The 19,648-nt window shown below is 63.7% G+C and carries 21 protein-coding genes; 18 read left to right on the top strand and 3 right to left on the bottom strand.

The window, feature by feature from the left end; translation table 11 throughout:
- The first annotated feature begins 5 nt into the window (after positions 1-5).
- The 13 genes from flhF to ACIPIJ_RS00540 all read left to right on the top strand — a co-directional run bounded on the left by flhF (position 6) and on the right by ACIPIJ_RS00540 (position 12,003).
- Positions 6-1,313 carry a flagellar biosynthesis protein FlhF gene (gene flhF / locus ACIPIJ_RS00600; RefSeq protein WP_401071750.1) on the top strand — a complete coding sequence of 436 codons (1,308 nt, stop codon included), beginning with the start codon at positions 6-8 and terminating at the stop codon, positions 1,311-1,313.
- Between the two features lie 93 nt (positions 1,314-1,406).
- On the top strand, positions 1,407-2,240 hold the full coding sequence (gene fleN, locus ACIPIJ_RS00595) for a flagellar synthesis regulator FleN (RefSeq protein ID WP_016393812.1): 834 nt from the start codon (positions 1,407-1,409) through the stop codon (positions 2,238-2,240).
- A complete protein-coding gene (gene fliA, locus ACIPIJ_RS00590; RefSeq protein ID WP_387527675.1) occupies positions 2,237-2,977 on the top strand; it encodes an RNA polymerase sigma factor FliA in 741 nt (246 codons plus the stop codon). The genes fleN and fliA overlap by 4 nt, the downstream gene beginning before the upstream one ends.
- A gap of 105 nt (positions 2,978-3,082) precedes the next feature.
- Positions 3,083-3,457 (top strand): chemotaxis response regulator CheY, encoded by a 375-nt coding sequence (locus ACIPIJ_RS00585; RefSeq protein WP_104881405.1) that lies wholly within the window; start codon positions 3,083-3,085, stop codon positions 3,455-3,457.
- Positions 3,458-3,475: 18 nt separating this feature from the next.
- Positions 3,476-4,264, top strand: a complete 789-nt coding sequence (locus tag ACIPIJ_RS00580) for a protein phosphatase CheZ (RefSeq protein ID WP_401071747.1) — start codon at positions 3,476-3,478, stop codon at positions 4,262-4,264.
- Positions 4,265-4,276: 12 nt separating this feature from the next.
- Positions 4,277-6,490, top strand: a complete 2,214-nt coding sequence (locus ACIPIJ_RS00575) for a chemotaxis protein CheA (RefSeq protein ID WP_401071745.1) — start codon at positions 4,277-4,279, stop codon at positions 6,488-6,490.
- A 47-nt stretch (positions 6,491-6,537) separates the two neighbouring features.
- Positions 6,538-7,671 (top strand): chemotaxis response regulator protein-glutamate methylesterase, encoded by a 1,134-nt coding sequence (locus tag ACIPIJ_RS00570; protein ID WP_401071743.1) that lies wholly within the window; start codon positions 6,538-6,540, stop codon positions 7,669-7,671.
- The gene (locus ACIPIJ_RS00565) at positions 7,671-8,411 is read left to right on the top strand and encodes a flagellar motor protein (RefSeq protein ID WP_401071741.1); all 741 of its coding nucleotides are present in this window, start codon (positions 7,671-7,673) and stop codon (positions 8,409-8,411) included. Before ACIPIJ_RS00570 ends, ACIPIJ_RS00565 begins: the two co-directional genes overlap by 1 nt.
- Before the next feature lie 3 nt (positions 8,412-8,414).
- Positions 8,415-9,272, top strand: a complete 858-nt coding sequence (motD, locus tag ACIPIJ_RS00560) for a flagellar motor protein MotD (protein ID WP_401071739.1) — start codon at positions 8,415-8,417, stop codon at positions 9,270-9,272.
- 148 nt (positions 9,273-9,420) lie between these two features.
- Positions 9,421-10,212 (top strand): ParA family protein, encoded by a 792-nt coding sequence (locus tag ACIPIJ_RS00555; protein ID WP_401071737.1) that lies wholly within the window; start codon positions 9,421-9,423, stop codon positions 10,210-10,212.
- Entirely contained in the window at positions 10,209-11,084 is an 876-nt protein-coding gene (locus ACIPIJ_RS00550) for a CheW domain-containing protein (protein WP_401071735.1), read from the top strand. The genes ACIPIJ_RS00555 and ACIPIJ_RS00550 overlap by 4 nt, the downstream gene beginning before the upstream one ends.
- A 42-nt stretch (positions 11,085-11,126) precedes the next feature.
- Positions 11,127-11,606, top strand: a complete 480-nt coding sequence (locus ACIPIJ_RS00545) for a chemotaxis protein CheW (protein ID WP_016393802.1) — start codon at positions 11,127-11,129, stop codon at positions 11,604-11,606.
- 1 nt (position 11,607) lies between these two features.
- Complete coding sequence (locus ACIPIJ_RS00540) at positions 11,608-12,003, top strand: DUF2802 domain-containing protein (RefSeq protein WP_401071733.1); 396 nt, start codon at positions 11,608-11,610, stop codon at positions 12,001-12,003.
- 41 nt (positions 12,004-12,044) lie between these two features.
- Here the strand turns inward: ACIPIJ_RS00540 and ACIPIJ_RS00535 are convergent, their stop codons facing one another.
- From ACIPIJ_RS00535 to ACIPIJ_RS00525, 3 genes are all read right to left on the bottom strand, one after another.
- Entirely contained in the window at positions 12,045-14,804 is a 2,760-nt protein-coding gene (locus ACIPIJ_RS00535; protein WP_401071731.1) for a dermonecrotic toxin domain-containing protein, read from the bottom strand.
- 83 nt (positions 14,805-14,887) lie between these two features.
- On the bottom strand, positions 14,888-15,226 hold the full coding sequence (locus ACIPIJ_RS00530; RefSeq protein ID WP_401071729.1) for an EscU/YscU/HrcU family type III secretion system export apparatus switch protein: 339 nt from the start codon (positions 15,224-15,226) through the stop codon (positions 14,888-14,890).
- On the bottom strand, positions 15,223-16,770 hold the full coding sequence (locus tag ACIPIJ_RS00525) for a flagellar hook-length control protein FliK (protein ID WP_401071727.1): 1,548 nt from the start codon (positions 16,768-16,770) through the stop codon (positions 15,223-15,225). Before ACIPIJ_RS00525 ends, ACIPIJ_RS00530 begins: the two co-directional genes overlap by 4 nt.
- A gap of 133 nt (positions 16,771-16,903) precedes the next feature.
- Here ACIPIJ_RS00525 and ccmA point away from each other — a divergent pair, with 133 nt between their 5' ends.
- Genes ccmA through ccmE form a run of 5 tightly spaced genes read left to right on the top strand, consistent with a single transcriptional unit; the run spans position 16,904 to position 19,640 of the window.
- Positions 16,904-17,536: a cytochrome c biogenesis heme-transporting ATPase CcmA gene (ccmA, locus tag ACIPIJ_RS00520; protein WP_401071725.1), complete on the top strand. Its 633-nt coding sequence runs from the start codon at positions 16,904-16,906 to the stop codon at positions 17,534-17,536.
- On the top strand, positions 17,533-18,201 hold the full coding sequence (gene ccmB, locus ACIPIJ_RS00515) for a heme exporter protein CcmB (protein WP_012315484.1): 669 nt from the start codon (positions 17,533-17,535) through the stop codon (positions 18,199-18,201). The genes ccmA and ccmB overlap by 4 nt, the downstream gene beginning before the upstream one ends.
- 46 nt (positions 18,202-18,247) lie before the next feature.
- Positions 18,248-19,012: a heme ABC transporter permease gene (locus ACIPIJ_RS00510; RefSeq protein WP_401071723.1), complete on the top strand. Its 765-nt coding sequence runs from the start codon at positions 18,248-18,250 to the stop codon at positions 19,010-19,012.
- A complete protein-coding gene (gene ccmD, locus ACIPIJ_RS00505) occupies positions 19,012-19,188 on the top strand; it encodes a heme exporter protein CcmD (RefSeq protein WP_401071721.1) in 177 nt (58 codons plus the stop codon). The genes ACIPIJ_RS00510 and ccmD overlap by 1 nt, the downstream gene beginning before the upstream one ends.
- Positions 19,185-19,640 (top strand): cytochrome c maturation protein CcmE, encoded by a 456-nt coding sequence (gene ccmE / locus ACIPIJ_RS00500; protein ID WP_401071719.1) that lies wholly within the window; start codon positions 19,185-19,187, stop codon positions 19,638-19,640. Before ccmD ends, ccmE begins: the two co-directional genes overlap by 4 nt.
- The last annotated feature ends 8 nt before the right edge of the window (positions 19,641-19,648 follow it).

The following is a 19,648-nucleotide window of genomic DNA, read 5'->3' as shown; positions in this document are numbered from 1 at the left end:
GGGTTATGCAAGTTAAGCGTTTTTTCGCCGCCGATATGCGTCAGGCCATGAAGCTGGTGCGTGATGAGCTGGGCTCCGACGCCGCCATCATCGGTAACCGCCGCATCGCCGGCGGTGTCGAACTGACGGCCGCGCTGGACTACAAGCTGTCCGCGCTGGCCCCGCGCGTGCCCAACCCTGAGCTCGAAGAAGAGCTGCGCAAGACCCAGACGCGCATCGCCACAGCCCAGGCCGAACTGGACAACCGCAGCGAAGCCACTGAAGGCGACCGCCAATTGTTCGCCGGGCAGTCGTTGACCGCATCGGAGCCGTTGATCGAACCGCATGTGGACGTGCCAGCGGCTGCCGCCCCCGCCGCCCCTGCGCCGGTCGACCCGCGCCTGTTCGATGCCATGCGCTCGGAACTGTCGGGCCTGCGCGAGCTGCTCGAGGTGCAGCTGGGCTCGCTGGCCTGGAACCAGCTGCAAGGCAGCAAGCCGGCGCAGGCCAACCTCTGGCGCCGTCTGCAGCGCATCGGCCTGTCCGGGCCGATCGCCCGCGAGCTGCTCGACCTTACGGCTGAAATAGAAGAGCCGCGCCAGGCCTGGCGCATGCTGCTGGCGCACCTGGCGCGGATGATCGAAGTGCCTGGGGTCGAGCCGATCGAAGAGGGCGGCGTGATCGCCATGGTCGGCCCTGCCGGCATGGGCAAGACCACCACCCTGGCCAAGCTGGCAGCGCGCTATGTGCTCAAGTACGGCCCGCAGAACCTGGCCCTGGTGAGCATGGACAGCTTCCGCATCGGTGCCCAGGAGCAGCTCAAGACCCTGGGGCGTATCCTCAATGTGCCAGTGACTTACGTCGACCCGGGCCAGTCACTGGCCCAGGCGCTTGAGCCGCTGCTGCGCAAGCGCGTGGTGCTGATCGATACCGCCGGCCTGCAGGCCAGTGATCCGGCCCTGCGCATGCAGCTGGAAAGCCTGGCCAGCCGAGGCATTGCCTCGAAGAACTATCTGGTGCTGGCCACCACCAGCCAGAAGCAGGTGCTGACCGCCGCCTACCACAGCTACAAACGCTGCGGCCTGGCCGGTTGTATCCTGACCAAACTCGATGAAACGGCGAGCCTCGGCGATGTGCTGAGCCTGGCCATCAGTCATGAACTGCCCGTGGCCTACCTCACCGATGGCCCGCGCATTCCTGACGACCTGCACCTGCCGCGGGCGCACCAGTTGGTGACCCGGGCAGTGAATGTGCAGTTGCAGGACGAGCCCAGCGAAGAGGCCATGGCCGACATGTTCGCTGATCTCTACCACAACCCACGACGAGCGGGTTGATGATGAAGCGTGTGCAAAATACCTACACCAAGGGGGCGGTGGTATTGCCCCTCGTGTGGCTTGGGTCCAAGCGAGACAAGGTAAACAACGAACATGGGTAGCATGCATCCCGTACAGGTGATCGCCGTAACCGGTGGCAAAGGTGGCGTCGGCAAGACTAACGTTTCAGTGAACCTGTCCCTGGCACTGGCCGAACTCGGCCGCCGGGTCATGCTGTTGGACGCCGATCTGGGCCTGGCCAATGTCGACGTGTTGCTGGGCCTCACCCCGAAACGCACCCTGGCCGATGTCATCGAAGGGCGCTGTGAGCTGCGTGATGTGCTGTTGCAGGGGCCGGGCGGTGTGCGCATCGTACCGGCGGCCTCCGGCACCCAGAGCATGGTGCACCTGGCCCCGGCCCAACATGCCGGGCTGATCCAGGCCTTCAGCGAGATCGGCGACAACCTCGACGTGCTGGTGATCGACACCGCTGCGGGTATTGGTGACTCGGTAGTCAGCTTCGTCCGCGCGGCGCAGGAAGTGCTGCTGGTGGTGTGCGACGAACCCACCTCCATCACCGACGCCTACGCACTGATCAAGTTGCTCAACCGCGATTACGGGATGAACCGTTTCCGCGTGCTGGCCAACATGGCGCAGAGCCCGCAGGAAGGGCGCAACCTGTTCGCCAAGCTGACCAAGGTCACCGATCGCTTCCTCGACGTCGCCCTGCAGTACGTCGGCGCCGTGCCGTACGACGAGTGTGTGCGCAAGGCGGTGCAGAAACAACGGGCGGTCTACGAGGCCTTCCCTCGTTCCAAGTGCGCGCTGGCCTTCAAGGCCATTGCGCAGAAGGTCGACAGCTGGCCATTGCCGGCCAACCCGCGCGGGCACCTGGAGTTCTTTGTCGAGCGCCTGGTGCAGCCCACCAGTGCAGGGCCAGTCCTATGAGTGCGAGCGGTTTCAAGATGTACAGCAAGGCGTCCAAGGACGCCCAGTATGAACTGATCGAACGCTACGCCCCGCTGGTCAAGCGCATTGCCTATCACCTGCTGGCGCGCTTGCCGGCCAACGTGCAGGTCGAAGACCTGATCCAGGCCGGCATGATCGGCCTGCTGGAAGTCGCCAACAAATACGACGCCAGCAAGGGTGCGAGCTTCGAAACCTACGCCGGCATCCGCATCCGCGGTGCGATGCTCGACGAGGTGCGCAAGGGTGATTGGGCGCCCCGTTCGGTGCACCGCAACACCCGCATGGTCAGCGACGCAATGCGCGCCGTTGAAGCCAGAACCGGCCGCGACGCTAAAGATCATGAAGTTGCTGCCGAACTTCAATTGAGTCTCGATGATTACTACGGGATTTTGAACGATACCCTGGGCAGCCGCCTGTTCAGTTTCGACGACCTGCTGCAGGACGGCGAGCACGAAGGGCTGCACGAGGATGGCGCCAGTGGCCAGGTCGAGCCGTCACGCGACCTGGAAGACGAGCGCTTCCAGGCTGCCCTGACCGATGCCATCGCCAACCTGCCGGAACGCGAGCGGCTGGTCCTGGCGCTGTACTACGACGAAGAGCTGAACCTCAAGGAAATCGGTGAGGTGCTAGGGGTCAGCGAGTCGCGTGTCAGCCAGTTGCACAGCCAGTGTGCCGCGCGCCTGCGCAGCCGCCTGGGGGAATGGCGGGCGCGTTGAGCCCGGGTGTCGTTGCAGTCGTTTTCACGTTGTACCGAATTGATTGAATGCGCGCTCGGGGCCGAGCGCGTTTGAGACTGCTTGGAGGTCTAATTGAACAAAGACATGAAAATCCTCATCGTTGACGACTTCTCGACGATGCGGCGGATCATCAAGAACTTGCTGCGTGATCTGGGCTTCACCAACACCGACGAAGCGGACGACGGCACCACGGCGCTGCCGATGCTCGAAAGCGGCCATTACGACTTCCTGGTGACCGACTGGAACATGCCGGGCATGTCGGGTATCGACCTGCTGCGCAAAGTGCGTGCGCACGACCGCCTGAAGGGCATGCCGGTGCTGATGGTGACCGCCGAAGCCAAGCGCGACCAGATCATCGAAGCGGCCCAGGCCGGCGTCAATGGTTACGTGGTCAAGCCGTTCACCGCTCAGGTGCTCAAAGAAAAGATCGAGAAGATCTTCGAACGCGTCAACGGCTGAGTCCGGTCAGGGGGCGCCATGGAATCAACACAAACGTCTTTGGGTGAGTTCGAATCTACCCTGAAGAAGCATGCCCAGGAGCTGGTCGAAAGCCTGGAACGGGGGCGGTTTGGCGAGGCGGTGCAGCTGATTCATCAGCTCAACCAGACCCGCGACCGTGGCCTGTACCAGGAGGTCGGCAAGCTGACCCGCGAGCTGCACAGCGCGATCGTCAGCTTCCAGATCGACCCGCGCATGCCGCAGGCCGAGGAAGTCTCGCAGATCACCGATGCCACCGAGCGTTTGTCCTATGTGGTCAAGCTCACCGAAGGCGCCGCCAACCGCACCATGGACCTGGTCGAGGAGAGCACGCCGGTGCTCAACGCGCTGGCGGCCGAGGCGCAGAACCTCAGTGTCGACTGGCAGCGCTTCATGCGCCGCGAAGTGGCCGCGCCGGAATTCCGTGAGCTGGTCAAGCGCGTCGACAGTTTCCTGACGCACAGCGCCGAAGGTAACCGCAAGGTCTCTGGCCACCTCAATGACATTCTGCTGGCCCAGGACTATCAGGACCTGACCGGGCAGGTGATCAAGCGGGTGACCACACTGGTGACCGAAGTCGAAAGCAATCTGCTCAAGCTCGTGCTGATGGCCAGTCAGGTCGACCGTTTTGCCGGTATCGAACATGATCACCAGCAGCTTCGCGCTGAAAAAGATGAAGAAAAATATCCGGCTCGGGGTGAAGGTCCGCAGATTCATGCCGATAAGCGTGAAGACGTCGTGTCCGGTCAGGACGATGTCGATGATCTGCTGTCCAGCCTGGGTTTTTGAGGAGCACGTTTAATGAGCTTCGGCGCCGATGAAGAAATCCTTCAGGATTTCCTGGTAGAAGCCGGCGAAATTCTTGAGCAATTGTCCGAGCAACTGGTCGAGCTGGAAAGCCGACCCGATGATGCCGACCTGCTCAATGCGATCTTTCGCGGTTTCCACACTGTAAAAGGGGGCGCCGGCTTCCTCCAGCTCAACGAGCTGGTGGAGTGCTGCCATATCGCCGAGAACGTGTTCGACATCCTGCGCAAAGGTGAGCGTCGGGTCGACGCGGAACTGATGGACGTGGTGCTCGAAGCACTCGACACGGTCAACAGCATGTTCGGCCAGGTGCGCGAGCGCAGTGCCGTGACCCCGGCCACGCCCGAGCTGCTGGCGGCTTTGTCGCGCCTGGCCGAGCCGGGTGGCGCCGAAGCCCCTGCGCTGGAGGACGTGGCTGCGCCTGCGCCGGCCGAGCCTGCCGCCGAGGCGGACATCACCGACACCGAATTCGAACAGCTGCTCGACTCGCTTGACGCGGTCAAGGCCGAGGCAGCGGCTGCAGAGCAGCAACTGCAGGGCGAAACGCTCACCGGCAGCGCTGACGAGATCACCGATGCCGAATTCGAGTCGCTGCTCGACCAGTTGCATGGCAAGGGCCAGTTCTCGGCTGAAGTCGTTGCCAGCGAGCCGGTCGCCGTGGCTGCCAGCGCGCCGGCCAGCGACGAGATCACCGACGAAGAATTCGAGTCGCTGCTGGACCAGCTGCACGGCAAGGGCACGTTCCAGGCCGATGCATTGTCGGCTGCCACCCCGGCGGTGGTGAGCGAAGCGCCGGCTGCCGTCGCTGGCGATGAGATCAGTGAACACGAGTTCGAAGCACTGCTGGATCAGCTGCACGGCAAAGGCAAATTCTCCGGCGATACCGTCACCGCCGAAGCACCCGCTGCCGTGGCCGCGCCTGTCGTCGCCAAGCCGCAAAGCCAGCCCGTGGCCAAGCCGGCACCTGCCGCTGCGGCCAAGCCCGCCGCGCCAGCCCGCGCTCCGGCCCCCGCTGCTGAGAAGCACGCAACCAGCGAAGCGGAAACCACCGTGCGCGTCGACACCGCGCGCCTGGACGAGATCATGAACATGGTCGGCGAACTGGTGCTGGTGCGTAACCGCCTGGTGCGCCTGGGCCTGAACAGCGGCGACGAGGCCATGTCCAAGGCCGTGTCGAACCTCGACGTGGTCACCGCCGACCTGCAGACTGCGGTGATGAAGACCCGCATGCAGCCGATCAAGAAAGTCTTCGGTCGCTTCCCGCGCCTGGTCCGCGACCTGGCACGTCAGCTCAAGAAAGAAATCAACCTGGAGCTGGTCGGTGAAGAGACCGACCTCGACAAGAACCTGGTCGAGGCCCTGGCCGACCCACTGGTGCACTTGGTGCGCAACGCGGTCGACCATGGCATCGAGATGCCGGACGAGCGCGAAGCCTCGGGCAAGGCCCGCACCGGCCGCGTGGTGCTGTCGGCCGAACAGGAAGGCGACCACATCCTGCTGTCGATTTCTGACGACGGCAAGGGCATGGACCCCAACATCCTGCGTGCCAAGGCCGTGGAAAAGGGCCTGATGGACAAGGACGCCGCCGAGCGCCTGAGCGAGTCGGACTGCTACAACCTGATCTTCGCCCCGGGCTTCTCGACCAAGACGGAAATTTCCGACGTGTCCGGCCGTGGTGTCGGCATGGACGTGGTGAAGACCAAGATTTCCCAGCTCAACGGTTCGATCAACATCTTCTCGGCCAAGGGCCAGGGCTCGAAGATCGTCATCAAGGTGCCGTTGACCCTGGCGATCATGCCGACCCTGATGGTGATGCTGGGCAACCAGGCGTTCGCCTTCCCGCTGGTCAACGTCAACGAGATCTTCCACCTCGACCTGTCGCGCACCAACGTGGTCGACGGCCAGGAAGTGGTGATCGTGCGCGACAAGGCGCTGCCGCTGTTCTACCTCAAGCGCTGGCTGGTCCAGGGCCAGGTGCACGAAGAACAGCGCGAGGGCCACGTGGTGATCCTCTCGGTCGGTACGCAGCGTATCGGCTTCGTGGTCGACCAGCTGGTGGGCCAGGAAGAGGTGGTGATCAAGCCGCTGGGCAAGATGCTGCAGGGCACCCCAGGCATGTCCGGCGCCACCATCACCGGTGACGGCCGCATTGCGCTGATCCTCGACGTACCGAGCATGCTCAAGCGTTACGCGGCGCGGCGTATTTGATTTTCGGTGGCGCGCCCTGGCGGGCTGCGCCACCTAATGGAGTGTTTATGGCAGTCAAGGTCCTGGTGGTGGATGATTCCGGTTTCTTCCGCCGCCGCGTTTCGGAGATCCTCTCGGCGGACCCGACGATCCAGGTTGTGGGTACCGCGACCAACGGCAGGGAAGCGATCGACCAGGCACTGGCGCTCAAACCCGATGTCATCACCATGGACTATGAAATGCCCATGATGGATGGCATCACGGCGGTGCGGCACATCATGCAGCGCTGCCCGACGCCGGTGTTGATGTTCTCCTCGCTGACCCACGAAGGCGCCCGCGTTACCCTCGATGCGCTGGATGCCGGGGCGGTGGACTACCTGCCGAAAAACTTCGAAGACATCTCGCGCAACCCGGACAAGGTCAAGCAGATGCTGTGCGAAAAGGTCCATACCATTTCGCGCAGCAACCGCCGTTTCGGCGGTTACGCAAGCCCGGCAGCGGTCGCAGCGCCTGCTCCTGCCAGCACGGCTCACGCCCCGGCCAGCAGCCTCGCCAGCCATGCGCCGGCCCGTGTGCCTGCGCCAACCCGCGCGCCGGCAGCGGCGCCCGCCGCTGCGCATTCGCCAGCGCCCAAGCGCAAGCCTTACAAGCTGGTGGCCATTGGCACGTCCACGGGTGGGCCGGTGGCGCTGCAGCGGGTGCTGACCCAGCTGCCGGCCGGTTTCCCGGCGCCGATCGTGCTCATCCAGCACATGCCGGCGGCGTTCACCAAGGCCTTTGCCGAGCGCCTCGACAAGCTGTGCAAGATCACCGTCAAGGAAGCCGAGGACGGCGATTTGCTGCGCCCAGGCCTTGCCTTGCTGGCCCCTGGCGGCAAACAGATGATGATCGATGGCCGCGGCACGGTGAAGATCCTGCCCGGCGACGAGCGTTTGAACTACAAGCCGTGCGTGGACATTACCTTCGGCTCGGCCGCGAAATCCTACGGCGACAAGGTGCTTTCGGTGGTGCTCACTGGCATGGGCGCCGACGGCCGTGAAGGTGCGCGCCTGCTCAAGCAGGGCGGCAGCACCGTGTGGGCCCAGGACGAAGCCAGCTGCGTGATCTATGGCATGCCCATGGCCATCGTCAAGGCCAACCTGGCCGACGCGGTGTACAGCCTGGATGAAATTGGCAAGCACCTGGTCGAGGCCTGTGTCTGATGGACGTCCTTAGCCTGATCGGCCTGATCCTGGCCTTCGTCGCCATCGTCGGCGGCAATTTCCTCGAAGGCGGCCACGTCGGTGCGTTGCTCAACGGCCCGGCGGCGCTGATCGTGCTCGGCGGCACCCTGGCGGCGGCGCTGTTGCAGTCGCCGCTGTCGTCGTTCAAGCGTGCCCTGCAGATTCTGCGCTGGATCATCTTCCCGCCCCGTGTCGACCTGGCCGGTGGCATCGACCGGGTGGTGAACTGGAGCCTGACCGCGCGCAAGGAAGGCCTGCTGGGCCTGGAAGGGGTCGCCGACAGCGAGCCCGACCCGTATGCGCGCAAGGGCTTGCAGCTGCTGGTCGACGGTGCCGAGCCCGAGGCCATCCGCAGCATCCTCGAAGTTGACTTCCTCACCCAGGAGGGCCGCGACATCCAGGCCGCCAAGGTGTTCGAGAGCATGGGCGGCTACGCGCCGACCATCGGTATCATCGGTGCGGTGATGGGCTTGATCCACGTGATGGGCAACCTGGCCGACCCATCGCAGCTGGGCAACGGCATCGCCGTGGCCTTTGTCGCTACCATCTATGGGGTGGCCAGCGCCAACCTGATTCTGCTGCCGGTCGCCAACAAGCTCAAGGCCATCGTCATGCGCCAGTCGCGCTACCGCGAAATGCTCCTTGAGGGCCTGTTGTCGATTGCCGAGGGTGAAAACCCGCGCTCGATCGAGCTGAAGCTGCAAGGCTTCATGGAGTAAGCCATGCGTCGCCGTCGCCATACCGAGGAACACGAGAATCACGAACGCTGGCTGGTGTCATACGCCGACTTCATCACCTTGCTGTTCGCCTTTTTCGTGGTCATGTACTCGATTTCCTCGATCAACGAGGGCAAGTACAAGGTCATTTCGCAAGCACTGCTGGGGGTGTTCAACGACCCGGAACGCAGTATGAAACCGATCCCCATCGGTGATGAGCAGCCGCTCAGCGTCAAGCCGGCCGAGCCGCTGATCAAGGACAGCGAGCAGACCGATGCGGGCCTGGCGCAGAACAGCGTCGACCCGCTGAAAACCATCAGTGACGACGTGCGCGATGCCTTTGGTGACCTGATCAAGTCTGACCAGATGACCGTGCGCGGTAACGAGCTGTGGGTGGAAATCGAACTCAACTCATCGCTGCTGTTCGGCAGCGGCGATGCCATGCCCAGCGACAAGGCGTTCGACATCATCGAAAAGGTGGCGAACATCCTCAAGCCGTTCGCCAACCCGGTGCACGTCGAGGGCTTTACCGACAACCTGCCGATCCGCACGGCGCAGTACCCGACCAACTGGGAGCTGTCCTCGGCACGGGCGGCGAGTATTGTCCGCCTGCTGGCGATGGAAGGGGTGAACCCTGGGCGCATGGCCTCGGTGGGTTATGGCGAGTATCAGCCGGTGGCCAGCAACGACAGCGCCGAGGGCCGAGCGCGCAACCGCCGGGTGGTGCTGGTGATTTCGCGCAACCTTGAAGTGCGCCGCAGCCTGACCGGTTCCGGCAGTGCCAACGCTACTCCGGACGCTGCCTTGCGCCGTGCTGGCACACAAAGTGCACCGGCAACGCCAGCAACGGGGGCGGGGCAATAACTCGTCAATTCTCTGTCACCGCTTACCCTGTGAGAGCCGGCTTGCCGGCGATGCAGGCAGCGCGGTGTGTGGCACCGGCGTTGCCGGTGATCGCTGGCAAGCCGGCGCCCACAGGGTTCAGCGGCATCAATGAATCAAGAGTTGTCCTATGAGAGTCTGGGCAGTAGCCAACCAAAAAGGCGGGGTCGGCAAGACCACCACCACTATCGCCCTGGCCGGCCTGCTGGCCGAGGCGGGCAAGCGCGTGGTCGTCGTCGACCTCGACCCGCACGGCTCGATGACTAGCTATTTCGGGCACAACCCCGATGCCCTGGAGCACAGCTGCTACGACCTGTTCCTGCACAAAGGGCAGGTGCCCGAGGGCTTGCCCGGGCAATTGCTGCTGCCCACCAGCCACGAGCGTATCTCGCTGTTGCCCTCGAGCACCGCACTGGCAGTGCTGGAACGCCAGTCGCCGGGGCAGAGTGGCCTGGGCCTGGTAATCGCCAAGAGTCTGGCGCAGCTGTGGCAGGACTTCGACTTCGCCCTCATCGACAGCCCGCCGTTGCTGGGCGTGCTGATGGTCAATGCCCTGGCCGCCAGCCAGCAGTTGGTGATCCCGGTGCAGACCGAGTTTCTCGCAGTCAAAGGCCTGGAACGCATGATCGGCACGCTGGCCATGATCAACCGTTCGCGCAAGCAGGCGTTGCCGTACCAGATCGTGCCGACCCTGTTCGACCGCCGTACCCAGGCCTCCCTGGGCACGCTCAAGGTGCTGCGCGATACCTACGAACAGCAGGTCTGGCAGGGCTACATTCCGGTCGACACACGCCTGCGCGATGCCAGCCGCAACGGCGTCACGCCGTCGCAGTTCGATGGCAAGAGCCGTGGCGTGATTGCCTACCGGGCGCTGCTGAAGCACCTGCTGACCTACAAGACTGCCGTGCAGGTGACGTCATGAGCGTGAAGACCGGCACCCGGCCCCAGCTGGCCCTGCAATCCTACCTTGATGGCCTGCTGCAGGAAGCCACCGAGGCCGAGGACCTCCTCGATTTACCCGCACCGGCGGCCAGCGACGAGTTCGCCGCCGCCGTGCGTGAAGAGCAGGCCCGTGAAATGCGCCAGCAGGCTGCCGCCGCCAGCATCGAGCTGAAGCCCTTCGCCGAACCGCAATTGAAGGTGCTACCCGCCGTACTGCCTGTCGAAGAGCCGGTGGTGACGGTGGTCGAGGCCGAAGTGGTCGCTGAAGCGAGCATTCCGGTACTGACCGAAGTGCAGGCGCCCGAACCGGTCGCGCCGTTGGTCGACGTGCACCTGCCCGCGCCGAACGTGCCAGCCCCGCCGGCCACGGTTGATGGCCGCCCGCTGTGGGCGGCCGAGCCCTTCGAGTGCCTGCTGTTCGACGTCGCCGGCCTGACCCTGGCGGTGCCGCTGGTGTGCCTGGGCTCGATCTACAGCCTGGAAGGCCAGGAACTGACACCGCTGTTCGGCCAGCCGGACTGGTTCCTCGGCATCCTCACCTGCCAGGCGGGCAACCTGAAGGTGTTGGACACCGCGCGCTGGGTGATGCCCGACCGCTACCGCGATGATTTCCGCCAAGGCCTGCATTACGTGATTTCTGTCCAGGGCTATGAATGGGGGCTGGCGGTGCACCAGGTCAGCCGCTCGTTGCGCCTGGACCCGTCCGAGATCAAATGGCGCAGCCAGCGTGGCCAACGCCCGTGGCTGGCCGGCACGGTGATTGAACACATGTGTGCGCTGCTGGATGTCGCCGAACTGGCCGAGTTGATCGCCAGTGGCGCGGTCAAGCAGCTGCACGCCAAACACAAATAACTGCGAACACACCGCCATGGGCGGTATTTGAGGGCTAGGGGAATGAAAAAGTCGTCTGCACAAGGTTCCGAAGATCCGATCCTGCAGTGGGTAACCTTCCGTCTGGACAACGAGTCCTACGGCATCAACGTCATGCAGGTGCAGGAAGTCCTGCGTTACACCGAGATCGCCCCGGTACCGGGTGCCCCAAGCTATGTGCTGGGCATCATCAACCTGCGCGGTAACGTGGTGACGGTGATCGATACCCGCCAGCGTTTCGGCCTGATGCCTTCGGATGTGACCGATAACACCCGTATCGTCATCATCGAGGCCGACAAGCAAGTGGTCGGCATCCTGGTCGACAGCGTGGCCGAGGTGGTCTACCTGCGCCAGTCGGAGATCGAGACCGCGCCGAACGTGGGTAACGAAGAGTCGGCCAAGTTCATCCAGGGCGTGTGCAACAAGAACGGCGAGCTGCTGATCCTGGTCGAGCTGGACAAGATGATGACCGAGGAAGAGTGGTCCGAGCTGGAGAACATCTGAGTTGATTTTCGAGGTTGCTGTCATCTTCCTGGCGTTGCTGTGGGCGCTGAGCCTGTGGTTCTTCCTCAACTACAGCAAGCGCCAGCGCGAACTGGCCAGCCAGCAGGCCCAGGGCGATGCCGTGCGCGACCAGCGCATCAAGGACTTGGCCAAGCGCCTGGATGACTACCAGAACGGCACCGTGCGCATGGGGGAAGCCATCCACGAGCTGCGCGCGGCGATGGCCACCCTGCCGGACCGGCTGGAGCGCCTGGAGCAACGCGACCCGAGCAGCGTCACTTACAGCCAGGCGGCCAAGCTGGTCGGGATGGGCGCCAGTGTGTCGGAGTTGACCGAAACCTGTGGGCTGACCCAGGCCGAGGCGGAGCTGATGAGCAAGTTGCACCGCTCGGAGTGAAAAACAGGCGACCCACAGGTCGCCTTTTTTTCGTGCCTGTTTCAGGTGTTGGCCCATGAATGCATGCCGCCGACCCTGGCCAGGCGGTTGAGTGGCAGGCGTTCGCGTTGCAAGGCATACAAGGCATCGTGCTCGACGTACAGGAGGGTGTTGATGCGTGGCATCAAGTACAGGTTGCAGAGCTGGCGAACAAGAAACAGATCCGGCAGTGTTCGATCTATTACCGCATTGAGCATGGCGGGGCCGGTCAATTCGCTCAGGCGGTGGGCGTACTCGTAGAAGCCTCTAGGGTCTTCGGCCAGCGTGGGCCGGGCCTTATAGAAGTCGCCATCGGCGAGATAGCGCGCGTGCATCTCTTCGGAGATGGCCAACAGTGTCGGGTTGCCTGCGTGGCTGCCGATCATGCTGGAGTTGTACAGGGTGTTCATGCCCAGCTTTTCATTTTTCATGGGCGGGTGCAGTAACAACCCATCATCGGTGGTTTTCAGTTCGATGGTATCGATGGCGGCGTCAGTCTGTGGCGTGCCTTCTACTTCGCGTTGGCTGAGCAATGCATCGTCGACGTCCATGTACAAGCCACCTTCACTGTGCAGCATCGGGTAGCGCAAGACGTCCGAAGCGGAGGCGAAGTTGGTGGTCACGCCGCCGTTGCCATCGAGGGCCGCCTGGTATTGGGCGTAGTATTTGCTGTTGGCGAAGGTCGTGAAGAACGGCTGCTCTTCGAGCGCGAGTACCTGCAAGCCGGGCACTTTGGCGCTCAATTCGGCGAGGTTATGGGTGAACGCTTGTGGGTCAGCCTTGGACAGAAACATCCGATAGTGGTAAGGGCTATTGCGCAACTTCCCGGCATTGGCGGTCAACGTGTCCAGCAGTTCGCGGCTGAGCCTCTTGTTGCCAACCCACAATGAAGAGATGAGCTTTGGAATGGGGTGGGCACCTGCGGCCAGCGGGCCTGGGATTTGCAATGGCAGCCGCACGTCGATACCGAGGGCGCGCAGGCTGGCCGTGCGCATCGCATCGGTGGCGCTGCGCTCGGCGGGGTTGGCAACGCGCATGTTGCCCGTCTCCGGCTCGGCCTCATAGAAGGTCGGGCTTACCTCATTCGTACCTTCTTCGGTGATGAACAGATCGGACTGCATGTCATAGACCAGGTCGAGTTGTTCCGGATAGTCAGGAGTGCGTTCCACGTAGCCGACAAGGCTATCGAGGTTGCCGTCGTACCGGGGATACCGTCTCAGCGAGTTTGCCACGGCCGCATCGCCACCTTGCAGCGGCGCAATGGGTGCTGGACGGTGGAAGTAGGGGGCTACATCCAGGTCTGGCAAGTGGGGGGGGCTGACCGGGCTTAGCGGGTACCCCCACTGATCGTTGAATCGGCGTGGTGCGACGAAGCCGTCTTGCTGGGCAATGAATAGCGCATCTGCCTTGGCTGCGGACTCGATGGCCAATGGCGTTGCATTCAACAGGCCATAGGTGATGTTGCCTATGCCCTGTTGCTTGTCTTGCAAGGTCTTACCGTTGATCGCCTGATCAAGGCCGAGCCCCAGTTGGACGATACCGCCCAATGCCAGCAACGGCGCCAGGCCAGGCACTACGAAGGTCAAGGGCGCCAGCAGGTTCAGGGCCGTATTGAGGTAGCCCGTCCACCGGGACTTGATGGTGTCGCTGTTACGGGTGATCAGGAAGTCGGCATCGTCGTAACAACGTTGACGCTGACGTTCGGCCATCGCCTGGAACAGGTCACCGGTGATTTTAGGGTTGTACTTGCGGGGACGGTAGTTGACATAGGTACGCGGTGGCCAAATACCGTCGTCATTGAAAAAGCCATGTTCCGGGGGCAGTCTGTGGCTGTGCGGAAAGGCGCCCAAGCCTTCCAATGCGGTGTCCAGGCCGCTGAAGTCGATACCTTGGGGGCCGTCGGCCAGGCGGAAATGCTGTTTCAGTGCCTGGCGTGCGGCGCCATCCTTGCACTGCTGGCCAACCCAGTCCTTGAGCAGGTCTTCACTGGCGAACTCCAGCAGTGGCGAGCTGTTGCCAGGCGCGTACAGCAGTGTCAGGTCGGTGCTGGCATCGTTGATGTACAACAGATCGGTGGCCGCATAACCATAGATGCTCAATGTGCTCAGGCGTAGGCCCTTGCCGCGGGGGATCAGCTCGGCTGCACGCCACGCCAGCTTGCGTGCGCCGTCACTCAGGCTGCCTTCGGCGACCTGCTTGTTGCAGGCAGCGATGAAATTGAGTTTGCAGCACAGGCGATAGTCCGGCAGATGCTGATGCCAGTAGGTGTCGAGCGAGGCCTTGTAGCGGGTGTGAAAGTCCAGCGCCTCCACATGGCTTTGCAGGGCTTCGGCGCGAACGTCGAGCAGTGTCGAGTGATCATAACGTGCAGGTTCGGTGCGCTTGAACAACCCGTTGAACACTTCATACCAGGCGCCGTTATCGTAAATGGGCTGCGCAGGCAGTTTGTCGACGATGGCAATCGGGCCATCGCCAGGAAGCTGCCCGGCCCAGGGCTGCCTGAACAGCCCGCCGAAAAAATCGTTGTTGGTTTCGCCTTGCCAGTCCGTCAGTACGGCTTGGGTCAGGCTGAGTCGCTGGGCGACCACAGCCTGGTAACTGGCTACCCCCGCTGCATGAACATTCAACGTGACCACGTCGATCTGGTCAGGGTCGAGGCTAACCCCTTGTGTCGACAGCCAATCGCCTATCGCGCGTTTGGCCTCACGGTCAGGCCGGGGCAGGGTGGCCAGATGGTTGCGTACCAACTGTACGCCGGCAGCATTGATGTGGGGGGTAGGCATGTCCGTCTCCGTGGTGGGGCAAAAGCCACAGAGTCGATCAGTGGGTTGCGAGCAGGGGGGTAAATAAAGCTATCCGCGGCGATTCAGCCAAGTGGCCGGGCAAGCCGGGGCACCACTTGGGTAACGTCACGCTCCTCTTCGGGCGTGTCGTCGAAGCCATACGGCACCTTGCCGCGCAGTTGCCAGGCGAAGGCGATGATTTCGGCGATGGTCAGGTACAGCGCCTCGGGGATCTGCTCGCCCAGTTCCAGGCGCGCCAGCAGGCGCACCAACTCGGCGTTCTCGTAGATTGGCACCTCGTGCTCGCGGGCGATTGCCAGGATGGCCTCGGCCAGGTCGTCGTCACCTTTGGCGCTGAGGGTAGGGGCCTGTTGGCCGTCGTAGCTCAGGGCGATGGCCTGGCGCGGTGGCGTGTTGCTCATGCGGTTTCGTCCACCCAGCGTTGTTCCACGCGTGTGCGCGGCCCTTGTGGCGGGATGCCGGGGTGGCACTCCAGGTCGCCGACATCCACGCCGCGCGCCAGCAGGCGCTCGCGCAGGTCACCGAGCTGGCTATCGATCAGGCGCGCGGTCTGTTCACGTTCGGCCCACAATTGGCCGGACAAGCGCCCCTGGCTCAACTGTGCCTGGACCTGCAAGGGGCCGAGCGGGGCGAGGTCGAACGCCAGGTCGATGCGCCACAAGGCTTGCAGCGGGTCTTGCTGTTCGCGCTGGCGATCGGCCTGTTGTTGCGGGGTTTCCTCACGCTGCAGCTTGGCCTGCAAGGGGATGAACTCCTGCCCATGGCGCACCGGGATTTCAGTCTGCCAGGTGGTCTGGAGGTTGCCGTTTTCCAGTGTGCCGGATTGTTGCAGGCTGCTCAGGGCATGGCTCTGCAGGCGCGAAATGGCGGCGGCGGCCAGGCGCAGCAGCTGTTGCAGGTCGCCTTCGTGCTCCATGGCTTGCAACAGCCGCGAGGGCAGCGGGAAGCCGCCGGGTTGTTGCCGCGGGCTGACCCGGTCGAGCATGCCCAGGGCGCTGCGGGCCATGGCGGGCAATGCCTGGGCCAGGGTGGTCGAGGCCAGGACGGGTACTGCCTGGGCGTTTACCGAGGCCTGGGCCACCAGCCTGACCAGTTGCGCCTTGAGGTCGGTGGCCACGCTGGTGCTGAGGCCGCCGAGCAGTTTTGCTTCGAGGAAGGCGCCGCTGTTGTTCAGCGCCTGGGCGAGCGTTTTACCATCACCCAACTGGCGAGCGTCGGGCAGGCTGGCCAGCAGGCGTTCGGCACTGGCGCGCAGTTCGCCGTTGCCGCTCGGGTCGCGCGCTACTTGCTGCAGGGCGTTGAGCAAGCCCGGCAACGAAGCCTGCCGGCCTTGTTGGGTGAGCAACTGCTGGGTGATGTTCAGCTGCTCCTGACGGCCGCTGAGCGGCACGAAACGCAGCGACTGGTCGCCCTGTACCAGAGCGCTGAGCAGGCTGCCTACCGGCAAGGGGCGCGGGCTGTCGATGGTCAGGATGGCGCCTGCCTGCGCGCTGTTGAGCAGGCTCACCAGGGAGCGAAAGCTGGCGGCGTCGCCCGGCAACGCTTGCTGGGTCAGCACCTTGCCTTGCAACAGCGTACCGACCGGCACCTTGCTTGTATCCAGTTGGGTAAGGGTGGTGACGGTGCTCGCGTTGGCCTGCTGGACCATGACCGCCAGGCGGTTGCCTTGCGGCTGGCTGACGGTGATCTGGCTGCCTTGGGGCAGAGGTTGGCTGCTGGTGGCTTGCAGCTGGGTCTGGTTGCCGTTGGCCAGCATCAGGCGCAGTACCAGCTGGAACTCGCTGCCCGACTGGCGCAGCGTCAATACCTCGGCCTGCGCGGTCTCACCCGGCTTGAGCAGCCCGGGTTGCGCTTGCGTCAGGTTCAGCAGTTCACCGGTCAGCGCCGCCTTGATCGCCTGCGGGTTTACGACGGTTTGTGCGCCGAGACTATTGATTTCAGTCATGATTGTATACAACCTGTCGAACCCGCCCCCTTGGCAGCGCGGCAGTGCATGTAATAATGCCGCCCGTCCGCCACTGCCAGTATAACGGCAGCGAGGCGGGCGACTTGAGCCGTAAACTGGATAAGGCAGAACCGTGACCCTTCACCTTCAAGCCGCGGGCCTTGCCTGCGAGCGCGACTGGCGCCTGCTGTTCGAGCACCTCGATTTCGAGCTGCGGCCAGGCGACATGCTGCAGATCAGCGGCCCCAACGGCAGTGGCAAGACCAGCCTGTTGCGGCTGCTGGCCGGGCTGATGCAGCCGACTGCCGGGCAGATCCTGCTGGGCGGCCTGCCATTGGCCGAACAGCGCCATGCCCTGGCCAGTATCTTGTTGTGGATTGGCCATGCCGCCGGCATCAAGGACCTGCTGACCGCCGAGGAGAACCTCGCCTGGTTGTGCGCACTGCACCAGCCGGCCAGCACTGAATCGATCTGGGCAGCCCTGGCGGCCGTCGGCCTGCGCGGCTTCGAAGATGTTCCATGCCATACCTTGTCCGCCGGCCAGCAGCGCCGTGTGGCGTTGGCCCGGCTGTACCTGGACAGCCCGCCGTTGTGGATCCTCGATGAGCCGTTCACCGCGCTGGACAAGCAGGGCGTGGCGCAACTCGAAGCGCACCTTGCGGCGCACTGCGAGCAGGGCGGTACGGTGGTGCTGACTACCCATCACAGCCTTGATCGCAAGCCCTCCGGCTACCGTGAATTGAACCTGGGGCAATGGGCGGCATGAGCGTATTCATCCTGTTGCTGCGCCGCGAAGCGCGGCTGTTGTTCCGCCGCCCGGCCGAGCTGGCCAACCCGCTGGTGTTCTTCGCCATCGTGGTGGCGCTGTTCCCGCTGGCGGTTGGCCCGGAAAGCCAATTGTTGCAAACCTTGTCGCCTGGCCTGGTCTGGGTCGCGGCCTTGCTGGCGGTGCTGTTGTCGCTCGATGGCCTGTTCCGCAGCGATTTCGAGGACGGTTCGCTGGAGCAGTGGGTGCTCTCGCCGCACCCGCTGCCCGTGCTGGTGCTGGCAAAGGTGCTGGCCCACTGGATCTTTTCCGGGCTGGCGCTGGTATTGTTGGCGCCACTGCTGGCGTTGATGCTGGGCCTGCCGAGCCATTGCCTGCCGGTGTTGCTCGGCTCGCTGCTGCTGGGCACCCCGGTGCTGAGCCTGCTGGGCGCGGTCGGCGCGGCGCTGACGGTCGGCCTCAAGCGCGGCGGGTTGCTGCTGGCGTTGCTGATTCTGCCGTTGTATATCCCTGTATTGATCCTGGGCAGTGGTGCGTTGCAGGCGGCATTGCAGAATATGCCGGCCACCGGCCATCTGCTCTGGCTTGCCAGCCTCACGGCCCTGGCGGTGACACTGGCACCCTTTGCGATAGCGGCCGGCCTGAAGATCAGCGTCGGCGAATAACGAGTCCTGGGCTCTCAAGCCCGGCTAACACCCTGGATGTACCCTGATGAAAATTAGCTGGACGTGGTTCCACAAGCTGGGTTCCCCCAAATGGTTCTATGCCATCAGCGGCCGCATGCTGCCGTGGCTGGCCGTCTCCGCCATTCTGCTGCTGGTCACCGGGGTGGTCTGGGGCCTGGCCTTTGCCCCTGAGGATTACCAGCAGGGCAACAGTTTCCGCATCATCTATATCCATGTGCCGGCAGCCATGCTGGCGCAGTCCTGCTACGTGCTGCTGGCGGTCGCCGGGGTGGTGGGGCTGGTGTGGAAGATGAAGCTGGCCGATGTCGCCCTGCAGTGCGCAGCGCCCATTGGTGCCTGGATGACCGCCGTGGCGCTGGTCACCGGGGCCATCTGGGGCAAGCCGACCTGGGGCAGCTGGTGGGTCTGGGACGCGCGCCTGACGTCGATGCTGATTTTGCTGTTCCTGTACTTCGGCATCATCGCCCTGGGCCAGGCCATCAGTAACCGCGACAGCGCAGCCAAGGCCTGCGCGGTGTTGGCCATCGTCGGGGTGATCAACATTCCAATCATCAAGTACTCGGTGGAGTGGTGGAACACCCTGCATCAAGGCGCCACGTTCACCCTGACCGAAAAACCCGCGATGCCTGCTGAAATGTGGCTGCCGTTGTTGTGCACGGCACTGGGCTTCTATTGCTTCTTCGGCGCGGTGCTGCTGTTGCGCATGCGCCTTGAAGTGCTCAAGCGCGAAGCGCGCGCCAGTTGGGTCAGGGAAGAAGTGTTGAACAGCCTGGGCAGGAGGGCCGCGTGATGAGCTTTTCTTCATTCGGCGATTTCCTCGCCATGGGCCACCATGGCCTGTACGTGTGGTCAGCCTATGGCCTCTGCCTGGCGGTGCTGGCGCTCAATGTTGCCGCGCCACTGCTGGCCCGCCGTCGCTATCTGCAAGAAGAGGCGCGCCGTTTGCGCCGGGAGAACAACCAGTGAATCCGCAGCGCAAGAAACGCCTGTTCCTGATTCTCGGCCTGCTGGTCGGGGTCGCGGTTGCCGTCGGCTTTGCCTTGAGCGCCCTGCAACAGAACATCAACCTTTTTTACACACCCACGCAGATCGCCAATGGCGAAGCGCCGCTGGACACGCGCATTCGCGCCGGCGGCATGGTCGAGAAAGGCTCGCTGCAGCGCTCGGCCGATTCGCTCGACGTGCGTTTCGTGGTCACCGATTTCAACAAGTCGGTGCCGATCACCTACCGCGGCATCCTGCCGGACCTGTTCCGCGAAGGGCAGGGGATCGTCGCCTTGGGCAAACTCAATGCCGAGGGTGTGGTGGTGGCCGATGAAGTGCTGGCCAAGCACGATGAGAAGTACATGCCGCCAGAAGTCACCAAGGCGCTGAAGGAAAGCGGCCAGGCCGCCTCCGGTGGGGAGGCCAAGCCATGAACGCTGCC

This window comes from Pseudomonas sp. NPDC087185 (assembly GCF_044744955.1).
Classification (GTDB): domain Bacteria; phylum Pseudomonadota; class Gammaproteobacteria; order Pseudomonadales; family Pseudomonadaceae; genus Aquipseudomonas.
Note: the sequence above shows the minus strand (reverse complement) of the source record. Positions and strands in the feature narration are given on the sequence as shown.